Raw genomic sequence first — 21,785 nt, forward strand, 5'->3', positions numbered from 1 at the left:
GAGGCCGCGCCCGTGATGACGAAAACGTGACATCACACAATTGCCGCATGGCACGGCAGCGCCAGAAAGTTCCATTCAAAGCGGATTGCGTGAAGATAAGGAGAATTGTCCGGCGCGTGTCGCACGCGCGTCAAGGCTAATCACTACCCTATATGGTTAATACATGGTAAACGTTGACTCTAGGTTGTATCCTCCATACCATCATGGTTGCTAAAGCGTAAATTTTTATAGAGCCGCATTTCTTGAACATTGATTACCCCCTTTTCGTTGCGGCGTGAGTGAGAGGCATTTCGGAGTGACGAGCGAAATTTCCGTCGCTGGTAACAGGTCTCCCCGAATTGCGTTTGCAGTCCTCCGTTCATCGGGCGGACCGGGCTGCTGCAACACCGCGCACACCATCCATCAAAATATTCGACGTGTTCACGCATCGCGCTAGCCGCGCGATTGGCTGCGTGACGCGGACAAGAAACTTGCGTTGGGAGTACGAATAATGGCGAACGATTTGCCCCCCGGTTCGATGCCGCCGCCCGTGACCGGCGGCACACCTCCCGGCGTGAATCCGCCGCCACCGCCCGGCCCCGGCACGCCCCCCGGTGGCCCCGTCATTATCGTTGGCCCCGGACCAGCGCCGCCGACAGCCAACACGCCGCCTGCGACCGCGACCGACGTCAACGCCGCGGCCAACAATGTCGTCGAAGGCGCCGCCGTCAACACGCTGGTCGGCGTCACCGTCCGCTCGACGGACGCCGAAGGCCAGGCCATTACCTATACGCTGGCGTCGGACAGTTCCGGCGGCGGCTTCAAGATCGACGCGGCCAGCGGCGTGGTGACGGTCGCCGATCCCGCCAAGGTCAACTTCGAGACCGCGGCGGGCCACGCCTACACCATCACGGTGAATTCGTTCGACGGCTTCTCCACCTCGTCGCAGAGCTTCACCATCAACGTGTCAGACATTGCGCCTTCGACCCCGGTCGACAGCCATGCCGGCGCCAACACCGTGGCGGAAGGCGCCGCCGCCAACACGCTGGTCGGCATCACCGCCTCCTCCACCGACATCAACGGGCCGGGCGTCACCTACAGCCTGAGCAACAGCGCCAACGGCGCCTTCAAGATCGATGCGGCCACAGGTGTGGTGTCGGTCGCCGATCCCAGCAAGATCGATTTCGAAAGCACCGCGCCCGGGCATGTCCTCAATATCACCGCGGTAGCGAGCGACGGCACGCTGACGAGTTCGCAGATCTTTGCCATCAACGTGACTGACGTCGCGCTGGCGACGCCGGTCGACGGTAACGGCGCCGCCAACAGCGTGGCCGAAGGCGCCGCCAACGGTTCGACCGTCGGCCTCACCGCGCTCGCAGTGGACCCGAACGGCCCGGCGACGACCTATTCGCTGATCGGCGACACATCCGGCGGCGGCTTCACCATCAACGCCACGACCGGCGTCGTCACCGTCGCCGACGGCACCAGGATCGATTTCGAAAGCGCTCCCGGCAACGCCTATTCCGTGACCGTGCAGGCGGCCAACGGCGTCTCCACCACGACGCAGAGCTTCACGATCGGCGTGGCGGATGTCGCGCCCGCGGCCCCGACCGACAGCAATGCCGCGGCGAACACGGTGACCGAAGGCGCGGCCAACGGCACCGTCGTCGGCATCACCGCCGCCTCGAGCGACATCAATGGCGGGGCCGTGACCTATTCGCTGACCGGCGATACGTCCGGCGGCGGCTTCACCATCGACGCCGCGACCGGCATCGTCACCGTCGCCGATTCCAGCAGGATCGATTTCGAGACCGCGGCCGGCAACGCCTATACCGTCACCGCGCAAGCCAGCGACGGCACCCTCACCAGTTCGCAGACCTTCACCATCGGCGTAACCGATATCGCACCATCGATCCCCGTCGATACCAACGCCGCCGCCGACACGGTTGTCGAGGGTGCGGCCAACGGCTCGACCGTCGGCATCACCGTCTCCGCGACCGACATCAACGGACCCGGCGTGGTTTATAGCCTCGCCGACAGCGCCAGCGGCCGCTTCACCATCGATGCCGCCACCGGCGTCGTTACCGTCGCCAACTCCAGCGCAATCGACTTTGAGAGCGCGCCGGGCAACAGCTATACGATCGTGGCACGGGCCAGTGACGGCACCCTGTTCACCCAGCAATCCTACGTCATCGGCGTCGCCGACGTGGCCCCTTCGACGCCCGTCGACGGCAACGCCGCCGCCAACACCGTCGCGGAAGGCGCCGCCAACGGCTCGACCGTCGGCGTCACCGCGTCCTCGACTGACATCAACGGCCCGGGCGTCACCTATTCGCTGGCCGGCGACACCTCGGGCGGCGGCTTCACCGTCAATGCCACGACCGGTGTCGTCACCGTCGCCGACGCCACCAGGATCGATTTCGAAACCTCGGGCGCCAGCTATACCGTCGTTGTGCAGGCCAGCGACGGCACGCTGGCCTCTTCGCAGGCCTTCGTCATCGCCGTATCGGACATCGCGCCCTCGACGCCTGTCGACAGCAACGGCGCGGCCAACCAGGTCGTCGTCGGTTCTGCGGCCGGTGCTACGGTCGGCGTCACCGCATCAGCCACCGATGTCAACGGCCCGGCCGTCACCTACTCGCTGGTCGGCGATACCTCGGGCGGCGGCTTCACGGTCAATGCCGCGACCGGCGTCGTCACCGTCGCCGATCCAAGCAAGATCCTCCTCGCCGATCCCAGCTATGACATTACCGTCGATTCCAGCGACGGCACGCTGCACAGCCAGCAGACGTTCACGGTCAATGTCGTCACCAACCTGGCGCCGGCCATCGACTCCGACGGCGGCGGCGCCGTCTTCGCCAAATCGATCGCGGAGAACACCACGGCGGTAACCACCGTCCACGCCACCGACCCGGATGCCGGCCCCTCGCCGGTCACCTATTCGATCGTCCCCGGTGACGACGGCGCCAAGTTCGCGATCGATGCGAACACCGGCGTTGTCACTTTCATCACCGCGCCCGATTTCGAGAATCCGACCGATACCGCGACCAGTGGCAACAACACTTATGTTGTCACCGTCCGCGCCTTTGACGGCCTCTCGTCCGACGACCAGACCATCACCGTCACCGTCACCGACGTCAATGACGCACCGGTCATCACCTCGAGCGCTTCGATCAACGTCAACGAGAACCAGACCGCAGTCGCCACGGTCACCTCGTCAGATCAGGACAGTCCGGCGCAGACACTGACCTATTCGCTCGCCGGCGGCGTCGACGCGGGCAAGTTCTCAATCGACCCCGGCACCGGTGTACTCACCTTCCAATCCGCACCGAACTTCGAGGTCCCGACCGACATCGGCACTGACAACAACTATGATGTCATCGTCCGCGTCACCGATAACGGCGCGCCGAACCTGCACACCGATCAGGCCGTCACCGTTCACGTTCAGAACGTCAATGAAGCGCCGAATACCAACGCCATCATCGCGACCGGCAACGAAGACCCGGCCGGGCCGGCCTACATTCCCATCACGATCACCGGCACCGACGTGGACTCCGGCGACTCCGTTGCATCGTTCCACATCAGCGGTTTGCCGGGCGGCGCGCAGGGCACGCTCTACAGCGACGCCGGCTTGACTACGGTCGTGACCGAGGGCGCCGATGTGGCGGCCTCAGGCAACGCCGCGACGCTGTATTTCGTCCCGGCCGCAAATTTCAACGGCGCGGTGACGTTCAACGCGGCTGCGACTGACAGCCATGGCCTCACCGACGCCACCGCGGCGGTCGAGACCATCAACGTAACGGCGGTCAATGACGCGCCGGTCAATACCGGCGTGCCGGGTCCCTTCACGGTGATGTCCGGATCCACCCATACCATCACCGGTCTGTCGGCATCTGATATCGACGCCAATGAGGCCGGCGTTGCCACCGACATCACGACGACGCTGACATCGGCCGGCGGCGGCGCGGTGACGATCGGTGCCGTCGGCGGCGGCGCGGCCATCGGCGGCAACGGCACCGGTACGGTGACGCTGACCGGCTCGATCGCAGAGATCAACGCTTCACTCGCGGGCAGCGTGGTCTACACCGCGGCGGACGGCGCCACCGGTTCATCGCTGACGACACTGACGATTGCCACCAACGACCATGGCCACACCGGCATCCCCGGCGCCATCACCGACACCGACACCATCCAGGTCGGCGTCACGCCGCAGGTCTGGTTCATCAACGGCGACCAAAGTGCCATCGACGGGGCCGCGCCACGCGGTTCACAGACCAATCCATTCACCGACGTCACCGAATTCAACGGGTCCAGCGGCCCTGGCGTCAACGACTACATCTACGTCAAGGCCGGCACCTATACCGGCCCCGGCATCAACCTGAAGGACGGGCAGACCCTGCTCGGCGACGACCAGCCGCTGTCGCTCACCGATCCGTTCGGCGGCCCGGCCATCGTCATCGAAACCGCCAGCGGCGCGCGGCCGACCATCAATGTCACCAGTGCCGGCGACCAGGGCATCGACCTCGCCCAGAACAACACCATCCACGGCATCAACATCACGACCGCCGCGGGCACCACCGGCCTCGACGACGGCCAGGGCGGCGGCGGCAACGCGGTCGGCAGCCTGACCATCGACCAGATGCAGATTTCGGGCGCCGGCCAGGCGGTCGACATCGACCAGGGCGGCGCGCTCAACGTCACCATCGACACGTTGAGTTCATCCGGCGGCGCCTATGGCGTTCAGCTCGGCGGTGCGCTGACCGGTACCTTCACCGGCACCACTGGCACGCTGTCCGGCCACACCACTGCGGAATTCGACATCAACGGCGGCACCGGCAACATCAGTTATGGCGGCGCGATCGGCAATGGCACCGGCCTGTCAGCTTCGGTCGCCAGCCACACCGGCGGTACGATTGCCTTCTCTGGCGCCGTCACCGACAGCAACGATGCCGGTGGCGGCATCTCGCTCACCAGCAATACCGGCGGCACCATCAATTTCACCGGCGGCATGACGCTGGATACCGGCGCCTCCAACGCCTTCGTGGCGACCGGCGGCGGCACGGTCAACGTGACCGGCACCAACCACCTCACCAGCAGCACCGGCACCGCGCTCAACATCACCAGCACCACGATCGGCGCAAGCAACGTCACCTTCCAGGACATCTCGTCCAACGGCGCGGTCAACGGCATCGTGCTCAACACGACCGGCACCAGCGGACATCTGGTCGTCACCGGCACCGGCACGACGGACGGCACCGGCGGCACCATCCAGAACACTACCGGCCACGCCATCAGCCTGACCAACACGCAGGACGTCACCCTGCGCAACATGAACATCACCGGCGCCGACGGCAACGGCATCAACGGCAACACAATCAACGGCCTGGTGTTGAGCAACCTCAACATTTCAGGCAGCGGCGACTCCACCGCGGGCAATGGTGAGGGCAATATCTATCTGTTCGAACTGACCGGCAACGCCAGCCACGCCACCAACTTCGACGACCTCAACGTCACCAACTCGTATGTCCATAACGTCTTCATCGAGAACACCGGCGGCACGCTGACGGATCTGGTGGTGACCGACAGCACCTTCTCCAACAACGGCGCCTCGACGGTGGCCGGCAGCCAGTTCACGATCAACCTGGCCACCGGCGGCGTCGCCGGAACGCCGACCGCGACGGTTCACGCCACGCACAATACGTTCAGCGGCAACCTGTCGACGCCGGCGACCTTCACCGCGACCGGCTTCCAGGGCTCGTCCAACGACGGCACGCTCAACGTCCACATCGGCGACGGCACGGCCGGCGGCCTCAACACCTTCAATACCAACAATTCCGGCATCACCCTCGGCAGCGCGCTCGCCGGAAATATCAATTTCGACGTCAACAACAACGTCGTCACGAATAACCGCGCGGTCGGTATCGCCGTCAACCATTTCGGCACCGGCACCGTCACGGGATTCATCCAAAACACCACGATCGGCACCCAGGGCGTGACCGGGTCCGGCGCCCAAATCGGCAACGGCCTCGACCTCCACGACGAGGCCGCCAGCGGCTCGATGACGCTGAGCGTCACCAACAATATCATTCAGAGCGTCGGCGGCGGCGGCCTCGGGTTCGAGGGCATCAACGCCCAGATCGGCAACGGCTCCCAGAACTCGGCGAGCACTTTCAACCTCACTTTGACCGGCAACACCATCCGCGACATTATCGACGACCGCGGGCTGATGGTTCAAAATTTCAACACCGCCGGCTTGAGCGTGATCAACGCCAATATCAGCGGCAACACGTTCGTGAACGCCAATGCCAGCGGCGCCAACACCACCGCGCGCGTCGGCGGCGCCCCCGGCGGCAGCGATCACGTCAACGTCACCCAGGGCAGCGCAGCGGCGCTGGCTGCCGCGAACGGCCTGACCGCCAGTGCCGCCCCCGGCAACACGATGCGGGTCGACACCAACGTCTTCTTCAACCAGCCCGCCCCGCCGTCGCCGCCGGCGACCCCGCAAATGGCGCTGAACGGCCAGGGACCGGGCAGTTCTGACGTCCTCACGATGGACGCGCTGGCGCCGCTGCTCGCGGTCGCGATTGCGCATTGGGCTGCTGCCGGCGCGTCGGCCGCGCAGATCGCGCAAATGCAAAATGCCCAGATCCGCATCGCGGACCTGCCGAATTCCGGCTTCCTCGCCAACAGCGACGAGCATGGAATCACGATCGACAGCAACGGCGCAGGCTGGGGCTGGTTCATCGATCCGACGCCGGCCAATAACAGCGAATTCGATACCGTGACTGCGCCGAACCAGCTGACGGCAACCAGCGGGAGCGCCGCCGGTCGTATCGACTTGCTGACGGTGATCGAGCACGAACTCGGTCACGTGATCGGCCTGGAGCATTCGGACATCGCTGGCGTCATGAATGTCGTTCTCGATACCGGCGAGCGCCGGCTGCCCGACACAATCGACGTCGCGCTGGCGCCGACCACGACCTTGACGCCGACCATCTCGCTCGGACCAGTGATAACCACCGCGTCAATTGGAGCCGCCGCAAATCCCGGCAACGACACCATCGACGCCGGCACGGGCGGCGGCTTCCTGTTCGGCGGCGGCGGCGCGGACAGTTTCGTGTTCGCTCATGTCGACGTCGACGCGGCGACGCCGCCGCCCGTCACGCATGTGACGGATTACAGCTACGCTGAAGGCGACCGGTTCGACTTCTCCGCGCTGACCTCGCAATTCCATGCGAGCGGTTTCAGCGACGGGATGATCGTGCGCGCGGTCGAGGATGGCAGCGGCCAGTTCGCGACGCTGCAGGTGAACGCGACGAACCCCTTTGGCCCGCCGTCCGCGCCGAACTGGGTGAGCGTCGCGCAAATCGACGGCGCGCATCCCGGCGATGCCCTGAACGTGCTGATCGACAGTCATTCGGGCGTTCATCTCGCCCAGCTCCATGTCGGCTTGCTGATCTAGCCAGCAAACGGCGTGTGCCCGTTGACGCCGCAATGGCGTGCTCCGGATCGCGCTGATGCGGCGCTGTCCATACGGATTAATGGCCGCGCCCCTCCCGCGCGTCGCCGCAGATTCATCTCGACGGCGAAGATAAGATAGGTTAATACCTTAGGTAGATTGACTGGAAGCAAGGGGAGAGAGCGTGGGTCAACCTTACCTGGGTGAAATCAAGCTTATTTCCTGGAATTTTGCGCCGAAGAACTGGGCGTTCTGCAACGGGCAGCTTCTGCCGATCAATCAGAATCAAGCGTTGTTTTCGATACTCCAGACATTCTATGGCGGCGATGGACGGACCACCTTCGCGCTCCCCGATCTGCGCGGGCGAACCGGGCTTCATCAGGCCCCGGGCTTCGCCATCGGCCAGAAAGGCGGCGAGGAGTTTCACACGCTGATTACCGGTGAAATGGCCGCACATAATCATGGACTGCTCGCATCCGACACGCAGGGCAACGTGAACACGGTGCAGGGCAATATCCTCGCACGTGAGGTCGGCATCCCCTATGGGGGTCTCACCTCTCCAACGACATTGCATCCCGAGACCGTATCGAACGTTGGCGGTGGCCAGGCTCACGAGAACCGGCAGCCATTTCTCGTGGTCAATTTCATCATTTCCCTGACGGGCATCTTCCCGTCGCGAAACTAGAGATTTTCCATGAGCAATCCCTATATCGGCGAAATTCGAATGTTCGGCGGCAACTTTGCACCAGTCGGCTGGGCGTTCTGCGACGGGTCCCTGATTGCGATCTCGGAGAACGACGCGCTCTTCACCCTGATCGGGACGACCTATGGCGGAGACGGCCAGTCTACTTTCGCCCTGCCCGATTTGCGGGGTCGCCTGCCGATCCATCAGGGACAGGGACCCGGTATCGTGCAGTCGTACACGATCGGCGAAACTGGCGGCGTCGAAACGGTGACGCTGACTACCCAGCAGATTCCGATCCACAATCATGCGTTCATGGCCTCGACTGCGATCGCGACGAACCCGAGCCCAAGCGGCAATGTGCTGGCGACCTCGCCAACCATCAGCCCCTTCGTGATCGATGTGGCGGGCCCTCAATTGGTCGCCACCGCTGTCCAAGGCATCGGCTCCAACCATCCACACGACAACATGATGCCTTTCCTGACCGTCAGCTACATCATTTCGCTGTACGGCATTTTTCCGACGCAAAGTTAGAGGCCATCCATGTCAGACCCGTTCGTTGCGGAGATCAGGATATTCGGCGGCGACTTTGCGCCGACAGGATGGGCGTTGTGCAACGGCCAGCTCATGCCGATCTCGCAGAACACGGCCTTGTTTTCGATACTCGGGACCTATTACGGCGGCGACGGCAAATCGACCTTTGCGCTCCCCAACCTGATGGGCTCAGGCGCCATCAGCCAGGGGCAAGGGACGGGACTGAGCGACCGCTATCTCGGCGAATCCAGCGGCGGCCAGACCGTAACCCTGTTGCAGGGGAACTTGCCGCTCCACAACCATTTTATCCAGGGCTCGACCGAGAACGCCACGCTCAAGGAGCCCACACCTACCGAATTCATCTCGCGATCCAAGGCGGGCACCATCTATCAGTCCAACATCGCCAATCTCGTTCAGATGAATGCGCAGACACTGGCTCTTACCGGCAGCTCGCATCCTCATAACAACATGCAGCCGTATCTGACGCTGACCTACATCATCGCCTTGCAGGGCGTTTTCCCGCCGCGCGGATGAACCTGCGGGCCGCCGACATCTCGCCAGTTTCGTTCGGCTGGTTGCGCGCTGCCGGCGCGGGTCTCAGCTTTCGCCGCATCGCCGACGCCGATCTGGCGTTCCTCGCTCGGCTTTATACCTCGACCCGCACCAGCGAACTCGCGGCTTTTCCGTGGAGCGAGGCCGAAAAGGCGGCGTTCCTCGACATGCAGTTTCGCGCGCAGCACACGCATTACCAAAATCAACATCCCGCAGCCGACCGGCTGGTGGTGATACGAGCCGGAGCAGACATCGGCCGTCTCTACATGGAACGCTGGCCGAGCCAGCATTGCATCATCGACATTGCGTTCCTCCCCGAACATCGCGGCAAAGGACTTGGCGAAGCCCTGCTGCGCGACCTCCTGGATGAAGCCGCCGCCGTGGCCAAGGATGTCTCGATCCATGTCGAGAAACTCAATCCGGCGATGCGGCTTTACCGGCGTCTCGGTTTTGTCACCGAGGAAGACAAGGGCGTTTATGATCTGATGCGCTGGAGGGCGGGTGCAACGTGACGGTGCGTAGGGCGGGCAAAGGCGCACTTGCGCCGTGCCCACCATTCTGGCCCGATCGTGTAATGGTGGGCACGCTGACGCTTTGCCCACCCTACGATCCCTCGCCTCACGAAAATATCGCCTGATACCCGTTGCCGCCTTGCAGCGGACCGATCGGCACCAGAAATATCTCCATCACCCCGAGCGCAGGATGCCTCACCGGATAGATCGCCTGCGGCAGCGCCGTGCCGGCGGGTGCTGCGAACAGCAGCGAGAACGCCGCGCCTTCGCTTCCGCCCGCACCAGTCGGATCGGCCTTCAACAGCTTCAGCGGCAGCACGCCACCGGTCGTCTGCATCTCGAAGTCAGCTTCGAGATGGGATGCGAAGTCGTCGAGCCTGAGCATCGCAAGGTCCGGCGATGAAGCCATCAACTATCCCCTTTGGTTGTGCCAAGCCTCTAACATATCGCGGCACGACGCGCCCGGATTTTTGTGCCCGGACTCCGTCCTCTCCCCGTCATTGCGAGCGCAGCGAAGCAATCCATGGCGCGCCAAGCCGAGTAATGGATTGCTTCGCGGAGCCTGTCATCGGGCGCGCTTTCGCGCGACCCAGTGGCTCGCAATGACGGCCAGGGTGCGACATAGTAACCCGACGGGCAAATCAGTTCTGCTTTACAGAAATCATGTCAAGCATAAAATTTCCGAAAATCAAAAATATTTCCCTTTCCTTCCACCCCAAATCACCGGCACATCAATAGCCATCCCGTCCCACTCAGAGGGGCGTCGGCCGTCGTCATGACGAGGGGCGGGGATGCGGTGGACGCTGACGTTGCGATTGACGGTCGCGGCTGAGGCGTACGGTGAAAGCGTGTGGTCCTGGCGCCCGTAACGGCGTCAAGCCCCGAAGAAGCTAACGCTTCCGAGGGGTGACGGTGGCAATAGAGGCCGTCTCACCGGGGAGAGCACGATATAAGCCGTAAAGCCACTGCGCAGGGAATGTCGGATGCTCTCCGCTGCCCTGTATGCTCGTGTGCAGCTTTCTTTGCACTATTCGCACACGAGACCGCGGGTGCAGCGCGCATCCGGCATTCCCTGCGCCCTCTCTATGAAAGGGCGAAGAATTTCAGCAAGACTCGGGCGCAACGCGCCGCGGGAATGTGAAGGTGCGTTCATCGCTATTGTGGCCATCACTCACGCCACACGAACAGTCGGCTCCCTCCCCCCTTGCGGGGGAGGGCTGGGGAGAGGGGTTTCCACGGGCAGTCCCGATGACGCCACCCCTCTCCCTAACCCTCCCCCGCAAGGGGGGAGGGAACGCAGTTGAGGCCGCAATGACGAGGGCCCTACCCCAGCTGCAAATCCCGCCCCACCTTCCCCACCGGAATTTCCTCCGCTAACCTCCCTGCCAACAAGACCAAAATGTCCGGGGAGGACAAGCGTGCATAGAGGGCGTGTGGTATTCGGCGCCATGGATGAGGTCGTGTTCGGGCGGCCGGCATCCGAGGTGATCGTCGAACAGATGGACCGGCTCGGCGCGGTCAGAGCGTTCCTGATGGTCAGCGGCACGCTCAACCGCGAGACCGATGTCATCAGGAACATCCGCGACATGCTGGGGCCGCGCTGCGTCGCGACCTTCGACGCGATGCCCGCCCACACGCCGCGGGCGGCCGTGATCGCGGCGACCGAACAGGCCCGCGCCGCCAAGGCGGACCTCATCGTCACCATCGGCGGCGGCTCGATCACCGACGGCGCCAAGGCGGTGCAGCTCTGCCTCGCCAATGACATTACGACCGTCGAAGGCATCGACAAAATAAGAGCCGTCGCCGGCGCGCCGCCGCCGATGAACCCGCCGGCGGTGCGTCAGATCAGCGTGCCGACGACGATCGCCGGCGGCGAATTCACCGCCAACGCCGGCGTTACCAACGAGCGGACCAAGGTCAAGGAAGCTCTGCGCCACCGGCTGGCGATGCCGCGGGCCGTGATCCTCGATCCCGCGATCGGCCTGCACACGCCGGAATGGCTGTGGCTCTCGACCGGGATCCGCGCCGTCGACCACTGCGTCGAGGGCATCTGCGCGCGCGAGGCGCATCCCTATGCCGACGCCCAGGCGCTCAAGGGGCTTGCGCTGCTGGCGCAGGCGCTGCCGCGGGTGAAGGCCGATGGCCGCGATCTCGATGCGCGGATGGATTGCCAGATCGGAACCTGGCTCTCGACTGGCCCCTTGGCCGCGGGCGTGCCGATGGGCGCCAGCCACGGCATCGGCTATGTGCTCGGCGCCGAGTTCGGCGTGCCGCACGGCCATACGTCGTGCGTGATGCTGCCGTCCGTGATGCGCTGGAACATATCCGTTAATGCCGAGCGCCAGGCGCTGGTATCAGCCGCGATGGGGCATCCGGGCAAGGACGCCAGCGAAGTGCTCGATAAATTCATTGGCGGCCTCGGCATGCCGCGCAGCCTGCGCGAGGTCAAAGTCGGGCCTGAGCATTTCGACCGTATCGCACAGCAGGCGATGGCGACGCCGTGGGTGCCGCGCAATCCCCGCAAGATCGAAGGGCCGGCACAGGTCCGCGAAATTCTCGAATTGGCTGCCTAGAGCATGATCCGGAAAAGTGGGCACCGGTTTTCCGAGAAGATCATGCTCAAAACAAAAAGATAGACGGGAAGTAAATGTACACCGGCAAACATGCTCGACTTCGCCCCCTGCAGCCCGCCTTCATCATGGCCGGCACCGGCGAGACCGTCACCTATCGCGAACTCGACGCGCGCTCCAACCGGCTGGCGCACCTGTTCCGCAACCGCGGCCTGAAGCGGCTCGACCATTATTCGATCTTCATGGAGAACAACAGCCGCTATCTCGAAGCCTGCGGCGCCGGCGAACGCTCCGGCCTCTATTACACCTGCGTGAACTCCTACCTCACCGCGAGCGAACTCGCCTACATCCTGACCAACAGCCAGTCGCGCATCCTGATCACCTCTCGGGAAAAACTCGATGTCGCGCGCGAGGCGTTGAAGGAATGCCCGCAGGTGGAGCTTTGCATCGTCGCCGATGGCCAAGGAGAAAGTTGGCCCGAAAGCGATCGCATCGTCGGCCTGCTGGACGTAACGGCAGGATTGCCGCACACGCCGATCGCGGATGAATGCGTCGGCACCGCGATGCTCTATTCCTCCGGCACCACCGGCCGGCCGAAGGGAATTCTGCGCCCGCTGCCGGAACTGCCGGCCGACCAGAATTTGCCGCTGTTCGATTTCCTGGTGAAGATCTGGCAGTACCGCGAGGGCATGATCTATCTGTCGCCGGCGCCGCTCTACCATTCGGCGCCGCAGGCCGCCGTCAACCTGACGATCAAGATGGGCGGCACCGCCATCATCATGGAAAAGTTCGATCCCGAACATTATCTCTCGCTGGTTCCGAAATGGGGCATCACGCACACCCAGCTGGTGCCGACGATGTTCTCGCGCATGCTCAAGCTGCCGGAAGAGGCGCGGACGCGATACGACCTCTCGTCGCTGGAAATCGCGATCCATGCCGCCGCGCCCTGTCCGGCGGCGGTCAAGGACGACATCATCAAATGGTGGGGACCGATCATCCACGAATATTACGGCGCCACCGAAGGGCTCGGCTTCACCTCCTGCAACAGCCAGGAATGGCTGGCCCATCGCGGCACCGTGGGCCGGGTGCTGCTCGGCGATCTGCATATTCTCGACGAGAACATGCAGGCCGTTCCGGTCGGCACGCCGGGCACGGTGTGGTTCAAGACCGCGACCCCGTTCGAATATTTCGGCGACCCGGCCAAGACCAACGAAGCCCGCTCGGCGGACGGCAGCATGAGCACGGTGGGCGATGTCGGCTACGTCGACAATGACGGCTTCCTCTATCTCACCGACCGCGCGACGTTCATGATCATCTCCGGCGGCGTCAACATCTACCCGCAGGAATGCGAGAATTTGCTGATCACCCATCCCAAGATCGCCGATGCCGCGGTGTTCGGCGTGCCCAACCCGGATCTCGGCGAGGAAGTGAAGGCGGTGGTGCAGCCGATGCCGGGCGTTGCGCCGGGACCGGATCTCGCGGAGGAATTGATCGCGTTCTGCAGCCAGTCGCTGTCGCGCCAAAAAGTGCCGCGCTCGATCGATTTCGAGAAGGAGCTGCCGCGGCTGCCCACCGGCAAGCTCTACAAGCGCCTGCTGCGCGACCGCTATTGGGGCAACAAGACCTCGCGGATCGTGTGAGCGCGGATCGCGTGAACGCTCGGGTGAGGCAATATGGCGCGATCATCTTGTGTGCGTCGCAACGACGGCCGCAATTGCTCAGCCATTTCCGTGCAAATCGCCGCAAAAGTCGGGCCAGTTCCGCCATACGGAGTTTCAGTAGTTCGAATTGCCAACCTCAGCACGGCCTTGGCCGGTTGCCCGGCAGGATGGTCATGCTATCGTCGGCGGTAATCGGCCATTGAGACCGAACATTCTCGGGAGGGGACACCATGCGGAGCGTGCGAACGCTTGCCGTCGCGGCGTTGTTATTGCTGCCGGCCTACCATGTTGCATCGGCGGGCGAGCCCAAGCAGGGCGGCATCCTCAAGGTCTACCACCGCGACAGCCCGGCCAGCGCCTCGATCCACGAGGAGGCGACCTATTCGGTCAACATTCCCTTCATGCCTGTTTTCAACAACCTCGTGATCTACAAGCAGGACGTCCCGCAGAACTCGATGGAGTCGATCGTCCCTGATCTTGCGGAGAGCTGGGCCTGGAGCGGCGACAAGAAGAAGCTCACTTTCAAGCTGCGGCAGGGCGTCAAATGGCACGACGGCAAGCCGTTCACCTCCGCCGACGTCAAATGCACCTTCGACATGCTGATGGGCAAGTCGCCGCAGAAGTTCCGCAAGAACCCGCGCAAATCCTGGTATGACGAGGTCGTCGACGTCACCACGTCAGGCGATTTCGAGGCGTCATTCAACCTGAAGCGGCCGCAGCCGGCGCTGCTGGCGCTGCTCGCCTCCGGCTATACGCCGGTCTATCCCTGCCACGTCTCGCCCGGCGACATGCGCACCAAGCCGACCGGCACCGGTCCGTTCAAGTTCGTCGAGTTCAAGGCCAATGAATCGATCAAGCTGACGCGCAACCCGGATTACTGGAAGAAGGGCCTGCCGTATCTCGACGGCATGGAATTCACCATCATCACCAACCGGTCGACCGCCATTCTCGGCTTTATTTCCGGCCAGTTCGACATGACCTTCCCGACCGAAGTCTCGATCCCGCTGCTCAAGGACGTCAAGAAGCAGTCGCCGAACGCCGTGTGCGTCGTCGAGCCGATCAACGTCTCGACCAACATCATCGTCAACTCGTCTTCGCCGCCGTTTGACAGCCTGGATATCCGCCGCGCGATGGCGCTGGCGATCGACCGCAAGGCGTTCATCTCGATCCTTTTCGAGGGACAGGCGGATATCGGCGGCACCATGCTTCCCGCCCCGGGCGGGTTGTGGGCGATGCCGAAAGAGATGCTGGAGACGATCCCGGGCTACGGCCCCGACATCAACGCCAACCGGGAAGAAGCGCGCAAGCTGATGCAGAAGGCGGGCTTCGGGCCGGACAAGCGGCTCGCGGTCAAGGTCGCCACGCGCAACATTCCGATCTATCGCGACCCCGCCATCATCCTGATCGATCAGCTCAAGAGCATCTATATCGACGGCGAGCTTGACGTGGTCGAGACGGCGAACTGGTTCTCGAAAGTCGCGCGCAAGGATTATGCGCTCGGCCTCAATTTGACCGGCAATGCCGTCGACGATCCCGACCAGTCGTTCTACGAGAACTATTCCTGCGGCTCGGAGCGCAACTACACCAACTACTGCAACAAGGACATCGAAAAGCTGTTCGGCGAGCAGTCCCAGGAAACCGACGTCGCCAAGCGCAAGAAAATCGTCTGGGAGATCGACAAGAAGCTGCAGGAGGACGTCGCCCGCCCGATCATCTATCACGGCCGCTCGGGTTCGTGCTGGCAGCCCTACGTCAAGGGCATCACCATCATGGTGAACAGCTCCTATAACGGCTATCGTTACGAAGACGTGTGGATGGACAAGTAGCGTCCGCCATTACGTCGGCCGGCGAGGGAGAATAGCCAGGTGTTTGCTTATATCGTGCGACGCCTCGCGTTGATGTTCGTGACCCTGATCGGGATCTCGATCATCATCTTCGTGCTGCTGCGCGTCGTCCCCGGCAATATCGTCGACATCCTGTTCGACGCGGCGGGATTCGTCGATCCCGCCGACAAGGCCAATCTGGAAAAGGAACTCGGTCTCAGCGACCCGATCGTGGTGCAGTATTTCCGCTGGATCGGCGGGCTGCTGCACGGCGATCTCGGCTATTCCTATGTGTCGGAAAAGCCGGCGCTGCAGGAGATCCTGCCGCGGATTCCGATCACCGCAAAGCTGGCGGGGCTGGCGCTGCTGTTCTCCGCATCGATCGGTATCCCCCTCGGCGTCATCAGCGCCGTTCATCAGGGCACCCGGCTCGATTATGCCTTGCGTATCGTCAGCCTGAGCGGGCTGTCGCTGCCCTCGTTCTGGCTCGGACTGCTGATCCTGATGGCGTCGGTTTCGATGTTCGGAACCATGCCGATCTTCAACCCCAACCCCAAAACCTGGACCGAAGCGATCGCCATCTACTGCGTTCCGGCGATGGCGGTCGGCTTTCGCAGCGCCGCGCTGACGATGCGCATCACGCGCTCCTCGATGCTCGAAATCCTGCGCCAGGATTTCATCCGCACCGCGCGCGCCAAGGGCGCCTCGGAAAATTCGGTCAACTACCGCCATGCGCTGAAAAACGCCATCCTGCCCGTCATCACCGTGATCGGCATCGAGGCCGCTTTCCTGATCGGCGGGCTGATCGTCACCGAAACCGTGTTCAATATCCCGGGCATCGCCCGCTTCCTGGTCGAGGCGCTGCGCTGGCGCGACTACCCGATCGTGCAGAACCTCGTGATGCTGATCGCGGTGGTCGTCGTGTTCGCCAACTTCACCGTCGACTTGCTGTATGCCGCGATCGATCCGCGCATCCGGTACGGGGATTAGGAGATTCAGGTTTGGCCGTGGTCAATTACGATAGCGAACTGAAACGCGCCGGCGCCCATTCGACGCATGGCTGGCGCCGGCTGACGTTTCTCGCGCAACGCTACATGCTCGGCACCATCGGCCTCTTCATCATGGTGATGTTCGTCTGGGTGGCGATATCGGCTGATCTGATCTGCCGCTTCAGCCCGCTCAGCGTCGATTCCACCCACCGGCTGGCGGCGCCCGACGCCGTGCATTGGCTGGGTACCGATTCATTCGGCCGCGATGTCTGGAGCCGGATCGTCCATGGCGCCCGGATTTCGCTGGCCGTCGGCATCGGCGCCACGCTGCTGGGCTCGACGCTCGGCGTCATCGTCGGCCTCGTCTCCGGCTATCTCTCGGGCTGGGTCGATTTACTGTTCCAGCGCGTGACCGACATTCTGCAGGCCCTCCCGCTGCTGGTGCTGGCGCTGGTCATGACGGCAGCCCTCGGACCGTCGCTGCCGAATGTCATTATTGCAATCGCGATCCCGCTGATTCCGACGGTGGCCCGGGTGATCCGCGCCAACACGCTGGCTTTGCGCGAACTGCCGTTCGTCGAAGCCGCCAAGTCGATCGGCATGAGCGAAACGCGCATCGCCATTCGCCACGTGCTGCCGAACACGCTGGCGCCGCTGATCGTGCTGGCGACCGCGCAGCTCGGCTCCACCATCCTCACCGAGGCCTCGCTGTCGTTCCTCGGTCTCGGCATTCCCGAGCCCTATCCGTCATGGGGCCGCATGCTGTCGGAATCGGCGGCGGAATATGTCCGCACCGCGCCGTGGCTGGTGATCTTCCCCGGCGTCGCGATCAGCCTTGCGGTGTTCGGCACCAATCTGTTCGGCGATGCGCTGCGCGACATCCTCGACCCGAGGCAGCGCGGCTGATGACGCTGGCACGGGCGGATGAGACGGTTCTCGATGTGAAGAACCTGCAGACGGTGTTCTTCACCAATTCGGGCCTGTTCCGGGCAGTCGATGACGTCTCGTTCCACGTCCGCCGCGGCGAGACGCTGGCGATCGTCGGCGAATCCGGCTGCGGCAAGAGCGTCAGCGCACTCTCGATCATGCGGCTGGTGCCGGATCCGCCGGGCCGGATCGTCGGCGGCTCGGTGACACTCGAAGGCACTGATTTGCTCGGCATCGACGAAGCTGATATGCGCAAGATCCGCGGCAACCGGATGTCGATGATCTTCCAGGAGCCGATGACCTCGCTCAATCCCGTGATGCGGATAGGCGACCAGATTACCGAAGTGGTGCGCCTGCACCAGGACATGACGGCGAAGGAAGCCTGGGTGAAAGCGGTCGAAATGCTGCGCCTCGTCCGTATTCCCGAGCCGGAGCGCCGTGCGCATGAATACCCGCACCAGCTTTCCGGCGGCATGCGCCAGCGCGCGATGATCGCGATGGCGCTGGCGTGCCGCCCGGCGCTGTTGATCGCGGACGAGCCGACCACCGCGCTCGACGTCACGATCCAGGCGCAAATCCTGGCGCTGATCGTCGACCTGCAAAAGACGCTCGGCACCGGGCTGATCCTGATAACCCACGATCTCGGCGTGGTCGCCCAGACCGCGCAGCGCGTCATCGTGATGTATGCGGGCAAGAAGGTCGAGGAAGCCACCGTCGAGGCGCTGTTCGAGAATCCACGGCATCCCTACACCCGCGGCCTGATGGCCTCGATGCCGGCGGTGATTTCGCTTGGCGCAAAAGAGGATGTCAGGCTGAACGAAATTCCCGGCATGGTTCCGTCGCTGACCAATTTGCCGCCGGGCTGCGCCTTTGCGCCGCGTTGTCCATTCGCGATCGATCGCTGCCGCGTCGAATATCCGCCGCTAAGGGATTTCAGCGACAATCATTTTGCGGCGTGCTGGCGCGCGGCGGAAATGGTGGCCGCGCCATGACCGACGCGACGCCCCTCCTGGAGGTTACCGACCTCGTCAAGCATTACCCGGTGCGCGGCGGCATCCTGCGCCGGCGCATCGGCACCGTGCATTCGGTCGACGGCGTCAGCTTCTCGGTGGGTAAAGGCGAGACGCTCGGGCTGGTTGGAGAATCCGGCTGCGGCAAGTCGACGGTGGCGCGCAGCGTGCTGCGGCTGGTGGAACCGACCAGCGGCGCCATCAAGCTCAACGGCACTGACATCACCAACCTCAGCAAGACGGACCTGCGGCCGCATCGGCGCTCGATGCAGATCGTATTCCAGGACCCGTTCGCTTCGCTCAATCCGCGCATGACCGCCGGCGAGATCGTCGGCGAACCGCTTGGCGTCCACGGCCTTGCCACCGGACGCGCGCAGCAGGAGCGGGTCGCCGAACTGTTCGCCCAGGTCGGCCTGCGCGCGGACCAGATGAAGAACTATCCGCATCAGTTCTCCGGCGGACAGCGGCAGCGCATCTGCATCGCGCGCGCACTGTCGCTCGGGCCGAGCCTGATCGTGTGCGACGAGCCGGTATCCGCGCTCGACGTCTCGATCCAGGCGCAGGTGATCAACCTCTTGATCGACCTGCAACGCAAGAACAACTTTTCATACTTGTTCATCGCCCATGACCTCGCCGTGGTCGCCCATATCAGCCACCGCGTCGCGGTGATGTATCTCGGCCGCATCGTCGAGATCGCCGACAAGACCGAGCTGTTCGCCAATCCGCGCCATCCCTATACGCAGGCGCTGCTGGCCTCGGTGCCGGTCGCGAACCCGAAGGCGAAGAAGCTCGCGCCCATGATCGACGGCGACGTGCCAAGCCCGATCAACCCGCCGTCGGGCTGCGCCTTCCACACCCGCTGCCGCTACGTGATGGACCGCTGCAAGGTGGAACGGCCAACGCTGCTTGATGCCGGCGCGCGTCATGAGGTGGCGTGCTGGCTCAATGAGGGGACGGGGCGGGCGGAATGAAATCTACCCTCGTCCCGATTTCCATCGTCGTCCCGGCGAACGCCGGGACCCGGTCATCTGTTGTTGAAACGAGCTGTGGCTCCAGCCTTCGCCAAACGTACATCGGTGGTTATGGGTCCCGGATCGCGCTTCGCTTGTCCAGGACGACGGAGCTAAGCCGCCTCGATCTCGACCACGATCTTCCCCGTCGTCACCTGCTCGCCCTCGGCGACATCGATCGCTGTGACCTTGCCCGCAACACCCGCCGTATGCACGTGCTCCATCTTCATCGCTTCCAGCGTCATGACAGGCTGGCCGGCCGTGACCTGCTCGCCCGGCTTGACCAGCACTGCCACGACGCGGCCATTCATCGCCGCGCGCACCTTGCCGTCGCCACCGCTTGCGGCGGCCGACACCGGTGCCGCCAGCGTCAGGTCGCGAACTGCAATCGCGGCGCCGCGGTGCAGGAAATAGAGCCGATCCCGATCGCGCAGGAATTTGACGGACTCCGAAAGACCGTCGCGGCTGAAGCGGATGGTGTCGCCGTCGACGGCGTGGACTTCGATCCGGTAGAGGACATTGTTGAGCCCGCGATAGCTGCCGTCACGCTCGCGCACGATCTCGATCTCATGGACGGCACCGTCGATCTCGACACGAACGGGAACCGGGAACGCTGCCGCCAGCGAACGTCCGGGCTTCCACTTCGGTGCCGAGGGATCGGTGACGTAGAGCAGCAACGCCGCGAGCTCGGCTTTCGCCCCCGCATCCTTGCGCGGCGCCAGCAGTTCATCGCGATGGTTGCCGATGAAGGCGGTGGTCGCCTCACCCGCGGAAAACCCGGGATGACGCAGGCATGAAATCAGAAAGCCCTGATTGGTGGTGACGCCGAATGCAGCCACCTGCTCCAGTCCGACGATCAGCTTGCCCCGCGCCTCATCGCGGGTCGCGCCATGGCTGATGATCTTGGCGATCATCGAATCATAGAACGGCGGAATCTCGGAGCCGGACTGCAGCGCATGTTCGACCCGGATACCGTCCGGCACCTGCCATAGCGCCATCGTGCCGGATTGCGGCATGAAATCGTGGCCTGCGTCTTCCGAGCACAGCCGCACCTCGATGGCATGGCCGGAGAACTTGATGTCTTCCTGCACCAGCCCGAGCGGCTCACCGCTGGCGACGCGCAGTTGCAGTTCGACGAGATCGAGGCCCGTGATTGCCTCGGTGACGGGATGCTCGACCTGCAGCCGCGTGTTCATTTCCATGAAGTAGAACTCGCCGCCGCCATCGAGCAGGAATTCCAGCGTGCCGGCGCCCTCATAACCGATCGATTTCACCGCTGACACCGCGACCGCGCCCATCCGCGCCCGCAGCTTCGGCGACACTGCCGGCGACGGCGCCTCCTCGATCAGCTTCTGATGCCGCCGCTGCACCGAGCAATCGCGCTCGCCGAGATGGACGGCATTACGGTAACGATCGCCGAACACCTGGATTTCGATATGGCGGGGATCAACGATGGCGCGTTCCAAAATGACCGTGGGATCGCCGAACGCGCCCTGTGCTTCCGACCGCGCGCTGCGCAGCGCATCCGGAAACGAAGAGGCATCCGCGACCAGCCGCATACCGCGCCCGCCGCCACCGGCCACCGCCTTGATCATCACGGGAAAGCCGATCTTCCTGGCTTCCGCCAGCATGACAGCGTCGCTCTGGTCCGCGCCCTGATAGCCGGGCACGCAGGGCACGCCGGCCTTTTCCATGATGTCCTTGGCGCCGGCCTTGTTGCCCATCGCCCGGATCGCTTCCGGCGACGGACCGATGAACACCAGCCCCGCATCGCGGCAGGCCTGCGCGAAATCTACGTTCTCGGCGAGGAAGCCGTAGCCGGGATGCACCGCCGTTGCGCCGCTGGCCTTGGCCGCCGCAATGATCGCCTCGATCCGCAAATAGGATTGCGCCGGCAGCGCCTCGCCAATCCGCACGGCTTGATCCGCTTCGCGGACATGAAGCGCGTCGCGGTCGGCATCGGAATAGACCGCGACCACGCCATAGCCGAGGCGGCGCGCGGTGCGCATGATGCGCAGCGCGATCTCGCCGCGATTGGCGATCAGGATCTTGAAGAACGGCGTCGGTTTCATGACAG

The 21,785-nt window shown here is 63.8% G+C and carries 14 protein-coding genes; 12 read left to right on the forward strand and 2 right to left on the reverse strand.

Annotated features, from left to right (window positions below):
* The first annotated feature begins 490 nt into the window (after positions 1-490).
* From ABIE49_RS18615 to ABIE49_RS18635, 5 genes are all read left to right on the forward strand, one after another.
* The gene (locus ABIE49_RS18615; protein ID WP_192735570.1) at positions 491-7,441 is read left to right on the forward strand and encodes a cadherin domain-containing protein; all 6,951 of its coding nucleotides are present in this window, start codon (positions 491-493) and stop codon (positions 7,439-7,441) included.
* Positions 7,442-7,622: 181 nt separating this feature from the next.
* Entirely contained in the window at positions 7,623-8,123 is a 501-nt protein-coding gene (locus ABIE49_RS18620; RefSeq protein WP_192735571.1) for a phage tail protein, read from the forward strand.
* Positions 8,124-8,132: 9 nt separating this feature from the next.
* Positions 8,133-8,654 carry a phage tail protein gene (locus tag ABIE49_RS18625; protein WP_192735572.1) on the forward strand — a complete coding sequence of 174 codons (522 nt, stop codon included), beginning with the start codon at positions 8,133-8,135 and terminating at the stop codon, positions 8,652-8,654.
* A 9-nt stretch (positions 8,655-8,663) separates the two neighbouring features.
* On the forward strand, positions 8,664-9,188 hold the full coding sequence (locus ABIE49_RS18630) for a phage tail protein (RefSeq protein ID WP_192735573.1): 525 nt from the start codon (positions 8,664-8,666) through the stop codon (positions 9,186-9,188).
* The gene (locus ABIE49_RS18635) at positions 9,185-9,718 is read left to right on the forward strand and encodes a GNAT family N-acetyltransferase (protein WP_192735574.1); all 534 of its coding nucleotides are present in this window, start codon (positions 9,185-9,187) and stop codon (positions 9,716-9,718) included. The genes ABIE49_RS18630 and ABIE49_RS18635 overlap by 4 nt, the downstream gene beginning before the upstream one ends.
* Positions 9,719-9,824: 106 nt before the next feature.
* Here ABIE49_RS18635 and ABIE49_RS18640 read toward each other — a convergent pair whose 3' ends face one another.
* Positions 9,825-10,127, reverse strand: a complete 303-nt coding sequence (locus ABIE49_RS18640; RefSeq protein ID WP_192735575.1) for a DUF6916 family protein — start codon at positions 10,125-10,127, stop codon at positions 9,825-9,827.
* A 1,009-nt stretch (positions 10,128-11,136) separates the two neighbouring features.
* Here ABIE49_RS18640 and ABIE49_RS18645 point away from each other — a divergent pair.
* From ABIE49_RS18645 to ABIE49_RS18675, 7 genes are all read left to right on the forward strand, one after another.
* Positions 11,137-12,291, forward strand: coding sequence for an iron-containing alcohol dehydrogenase (locus tag ABIE49_RS18645; RefSeq protein ID WP_192735576.1), 1,155 nt, complete (start codon positions 11,137-11,139; stop codon positions 12,289-12,291).
* 74 nt (positions 12,292-12,365) lie between these two features.
* Positions 12,366-13,928 carry an AMP-binding protein gene (locus ABIE49_RS18650; protein WP_192735577.1) on the forward strand — a complete coding sequence of 521 codons (1,563 nt, stop codon included), beginning with the start codon at positions 12,366-12,368 and terminating at the stop codon, positions 13,926-13,928.
* Positions 13,929-14,179: 251 nt separating this feature from the next.
* Positions 14,180-15,775 carry an ABC transporter substrate-binding protein gene (locus ABIE49_RS18655; RefSeq protein WP_192735578.1) on the forward strand — a complete coding sequence of 532 codons (1,596 nt, stop codon included), beginning with the start codon at positions 14,180-14,182 and terminating at the stop codon, positions 15,773-15,775.
* A gap of 39 nt (positions 15,776-15,814) precedes the next feature.
* Positions 15,815-16,762, forward strand: a complete 948-nt coding sequence (locus ABIE49_RS18660) for an ABC transporter permease (RefSeq protein ID WP_192735579.1) — start codon at positions 15,815-15,817, stop codon at positions 16,760-16,762.
* 11 nt (positions 16,763-16,773) lie between these two features.
* Positions 16,774-17,667 (forward strand): ABC transporter permease, encoded by an 894-nt coding sequence (locus tag ABIE49_RS18665; RefSeq protein ID WP_192735580.1) that lies wholly within the window; start codon positions 16,774-16,776, stop codon positions 17,665-17,667.
* Positions 17,667-18,680: an ABC transporter ATP-binding protein gene (locus ABIE49_RS18670; protein WP_192735581.1), complete on the forward strand. Its 1,014-nt coding sequence runs from the start codon at positions 17,667-17,669 to the stop codon at positions 18,678-18,680. The genes ABIE49_RS18665 and ABIE49_RS18670 overlap by 1 nt, the downstream gene beginning before the upstream one ends.
* Complete coding sequence (locus ABIE49_RS18675; protein ID WP_192735582.1) at positions 18,677-19,669, forward strand: ABC transporter ATP-binding protein; 993 nt, start codon at positions 18,677-18,679, stop codon at positions 19,667-19,669. The genes ABIE49_RS18670 and ABIE49_RS18675 overlap by 4 nt, the downstream gene beginning before the upstream one ends.
* Positions 19,670-19,821: 152 nt before the next feature.
* Here the strand turns inward: ABIE49_RS18675 and ABIE49_RS18680 are convergent, their stop codons facing one another.
* Entirely contained in the window at positions 19,822-21,780 is a 1,959-nt protein-coding gene (locus tag ABIE49_RS18680) for an acetyl/propionyl/methylcrotonyl-CoA carboxylase subunit alpha (protein WP_192735734.1), read from the reverse strand.
* Positions 21,781-21,785 lie beyond the last annotated feature (5 nt).

It is taken from the genome of Bradyrhizobium sp. OAE829 (assembly GCF_040546575.1).
Classification (GTDB): Bacteria; Pseudomonadota; Alphaproteobacteria; order Rhizobiales; family Xanthobacteraceae; genus Bradyrhizobium.

Coding starts and splice junctions, on each gene's coding strand:
- ABIE49_RS18615 (WP_192735570.1), top strand. CDS start 491: ATGGCGAACGATTTGCCCCCCGGTTCGATGCCGCCGCCCGTGACCGGC.
- ABIE49_RS18625 (WP_192735572.1), top strand. CDS start 8,133: ATGAGCAATCCCTATATCGGCGAAATTCGAATGTTCGGCGGCAACTTT.
- ABIE49_RS18630 (WP_192735573.1), top strand. CDS start 8,664: ATGTCAGACCCGTTCGTTGCGGAGATCAGGATATTCGGCGGCGACTTT.
- ABIE49_RS18635 (WP_192735574.1), top strand. CDS start 9,185: ATGAACCTGCGGGCCGCCGACATCTCGCCAGTTTCGTTCGGCTGGTTG.
- ABIE49_RS18640 (WP_192735575.1), bottom strand. CDS start 10,127: ATGGCTTCATCGCCGGACCTTGCGATGCTCAGGCTCGACGACTTCGCA.
- ABIE49_RS18650 (WP_192735577.1), top strand. CDS start 12,366: ATGTACACCGGCAAACATGCTCGACTTCGCCCCCTGCAGCCCGCCTTC.
- ABIE49_RS18655 (WP_192735578.1), top strand. CDS start 14,180: ATGCGGAGCGTGCGAACGCTTGCCGTCGCGGCGTTGTTATTGCTGCCG.
- ABIE49_RS18670 (WP_192735581.1), top strand. CDS start 17,667: ATGACGCTGGCACGGGCGGATGAGACGGTTCTCGATGTGAAGAACCTG.
- ABIE49_RS18675 (WP_192735582.1), top strand. CDS start 18,677: ATGACCGACGCGACGCCCCTCCTGGAGGTTACCGACCTCGTCAAGCAT.
- ABIE49_RS18680 (WP_192735734.1), bottom strand. CDS start 21,780: ATGAAACCGACGCCGTTCTTCAAGATCCTGATCGCCAATCGCGGCGAG.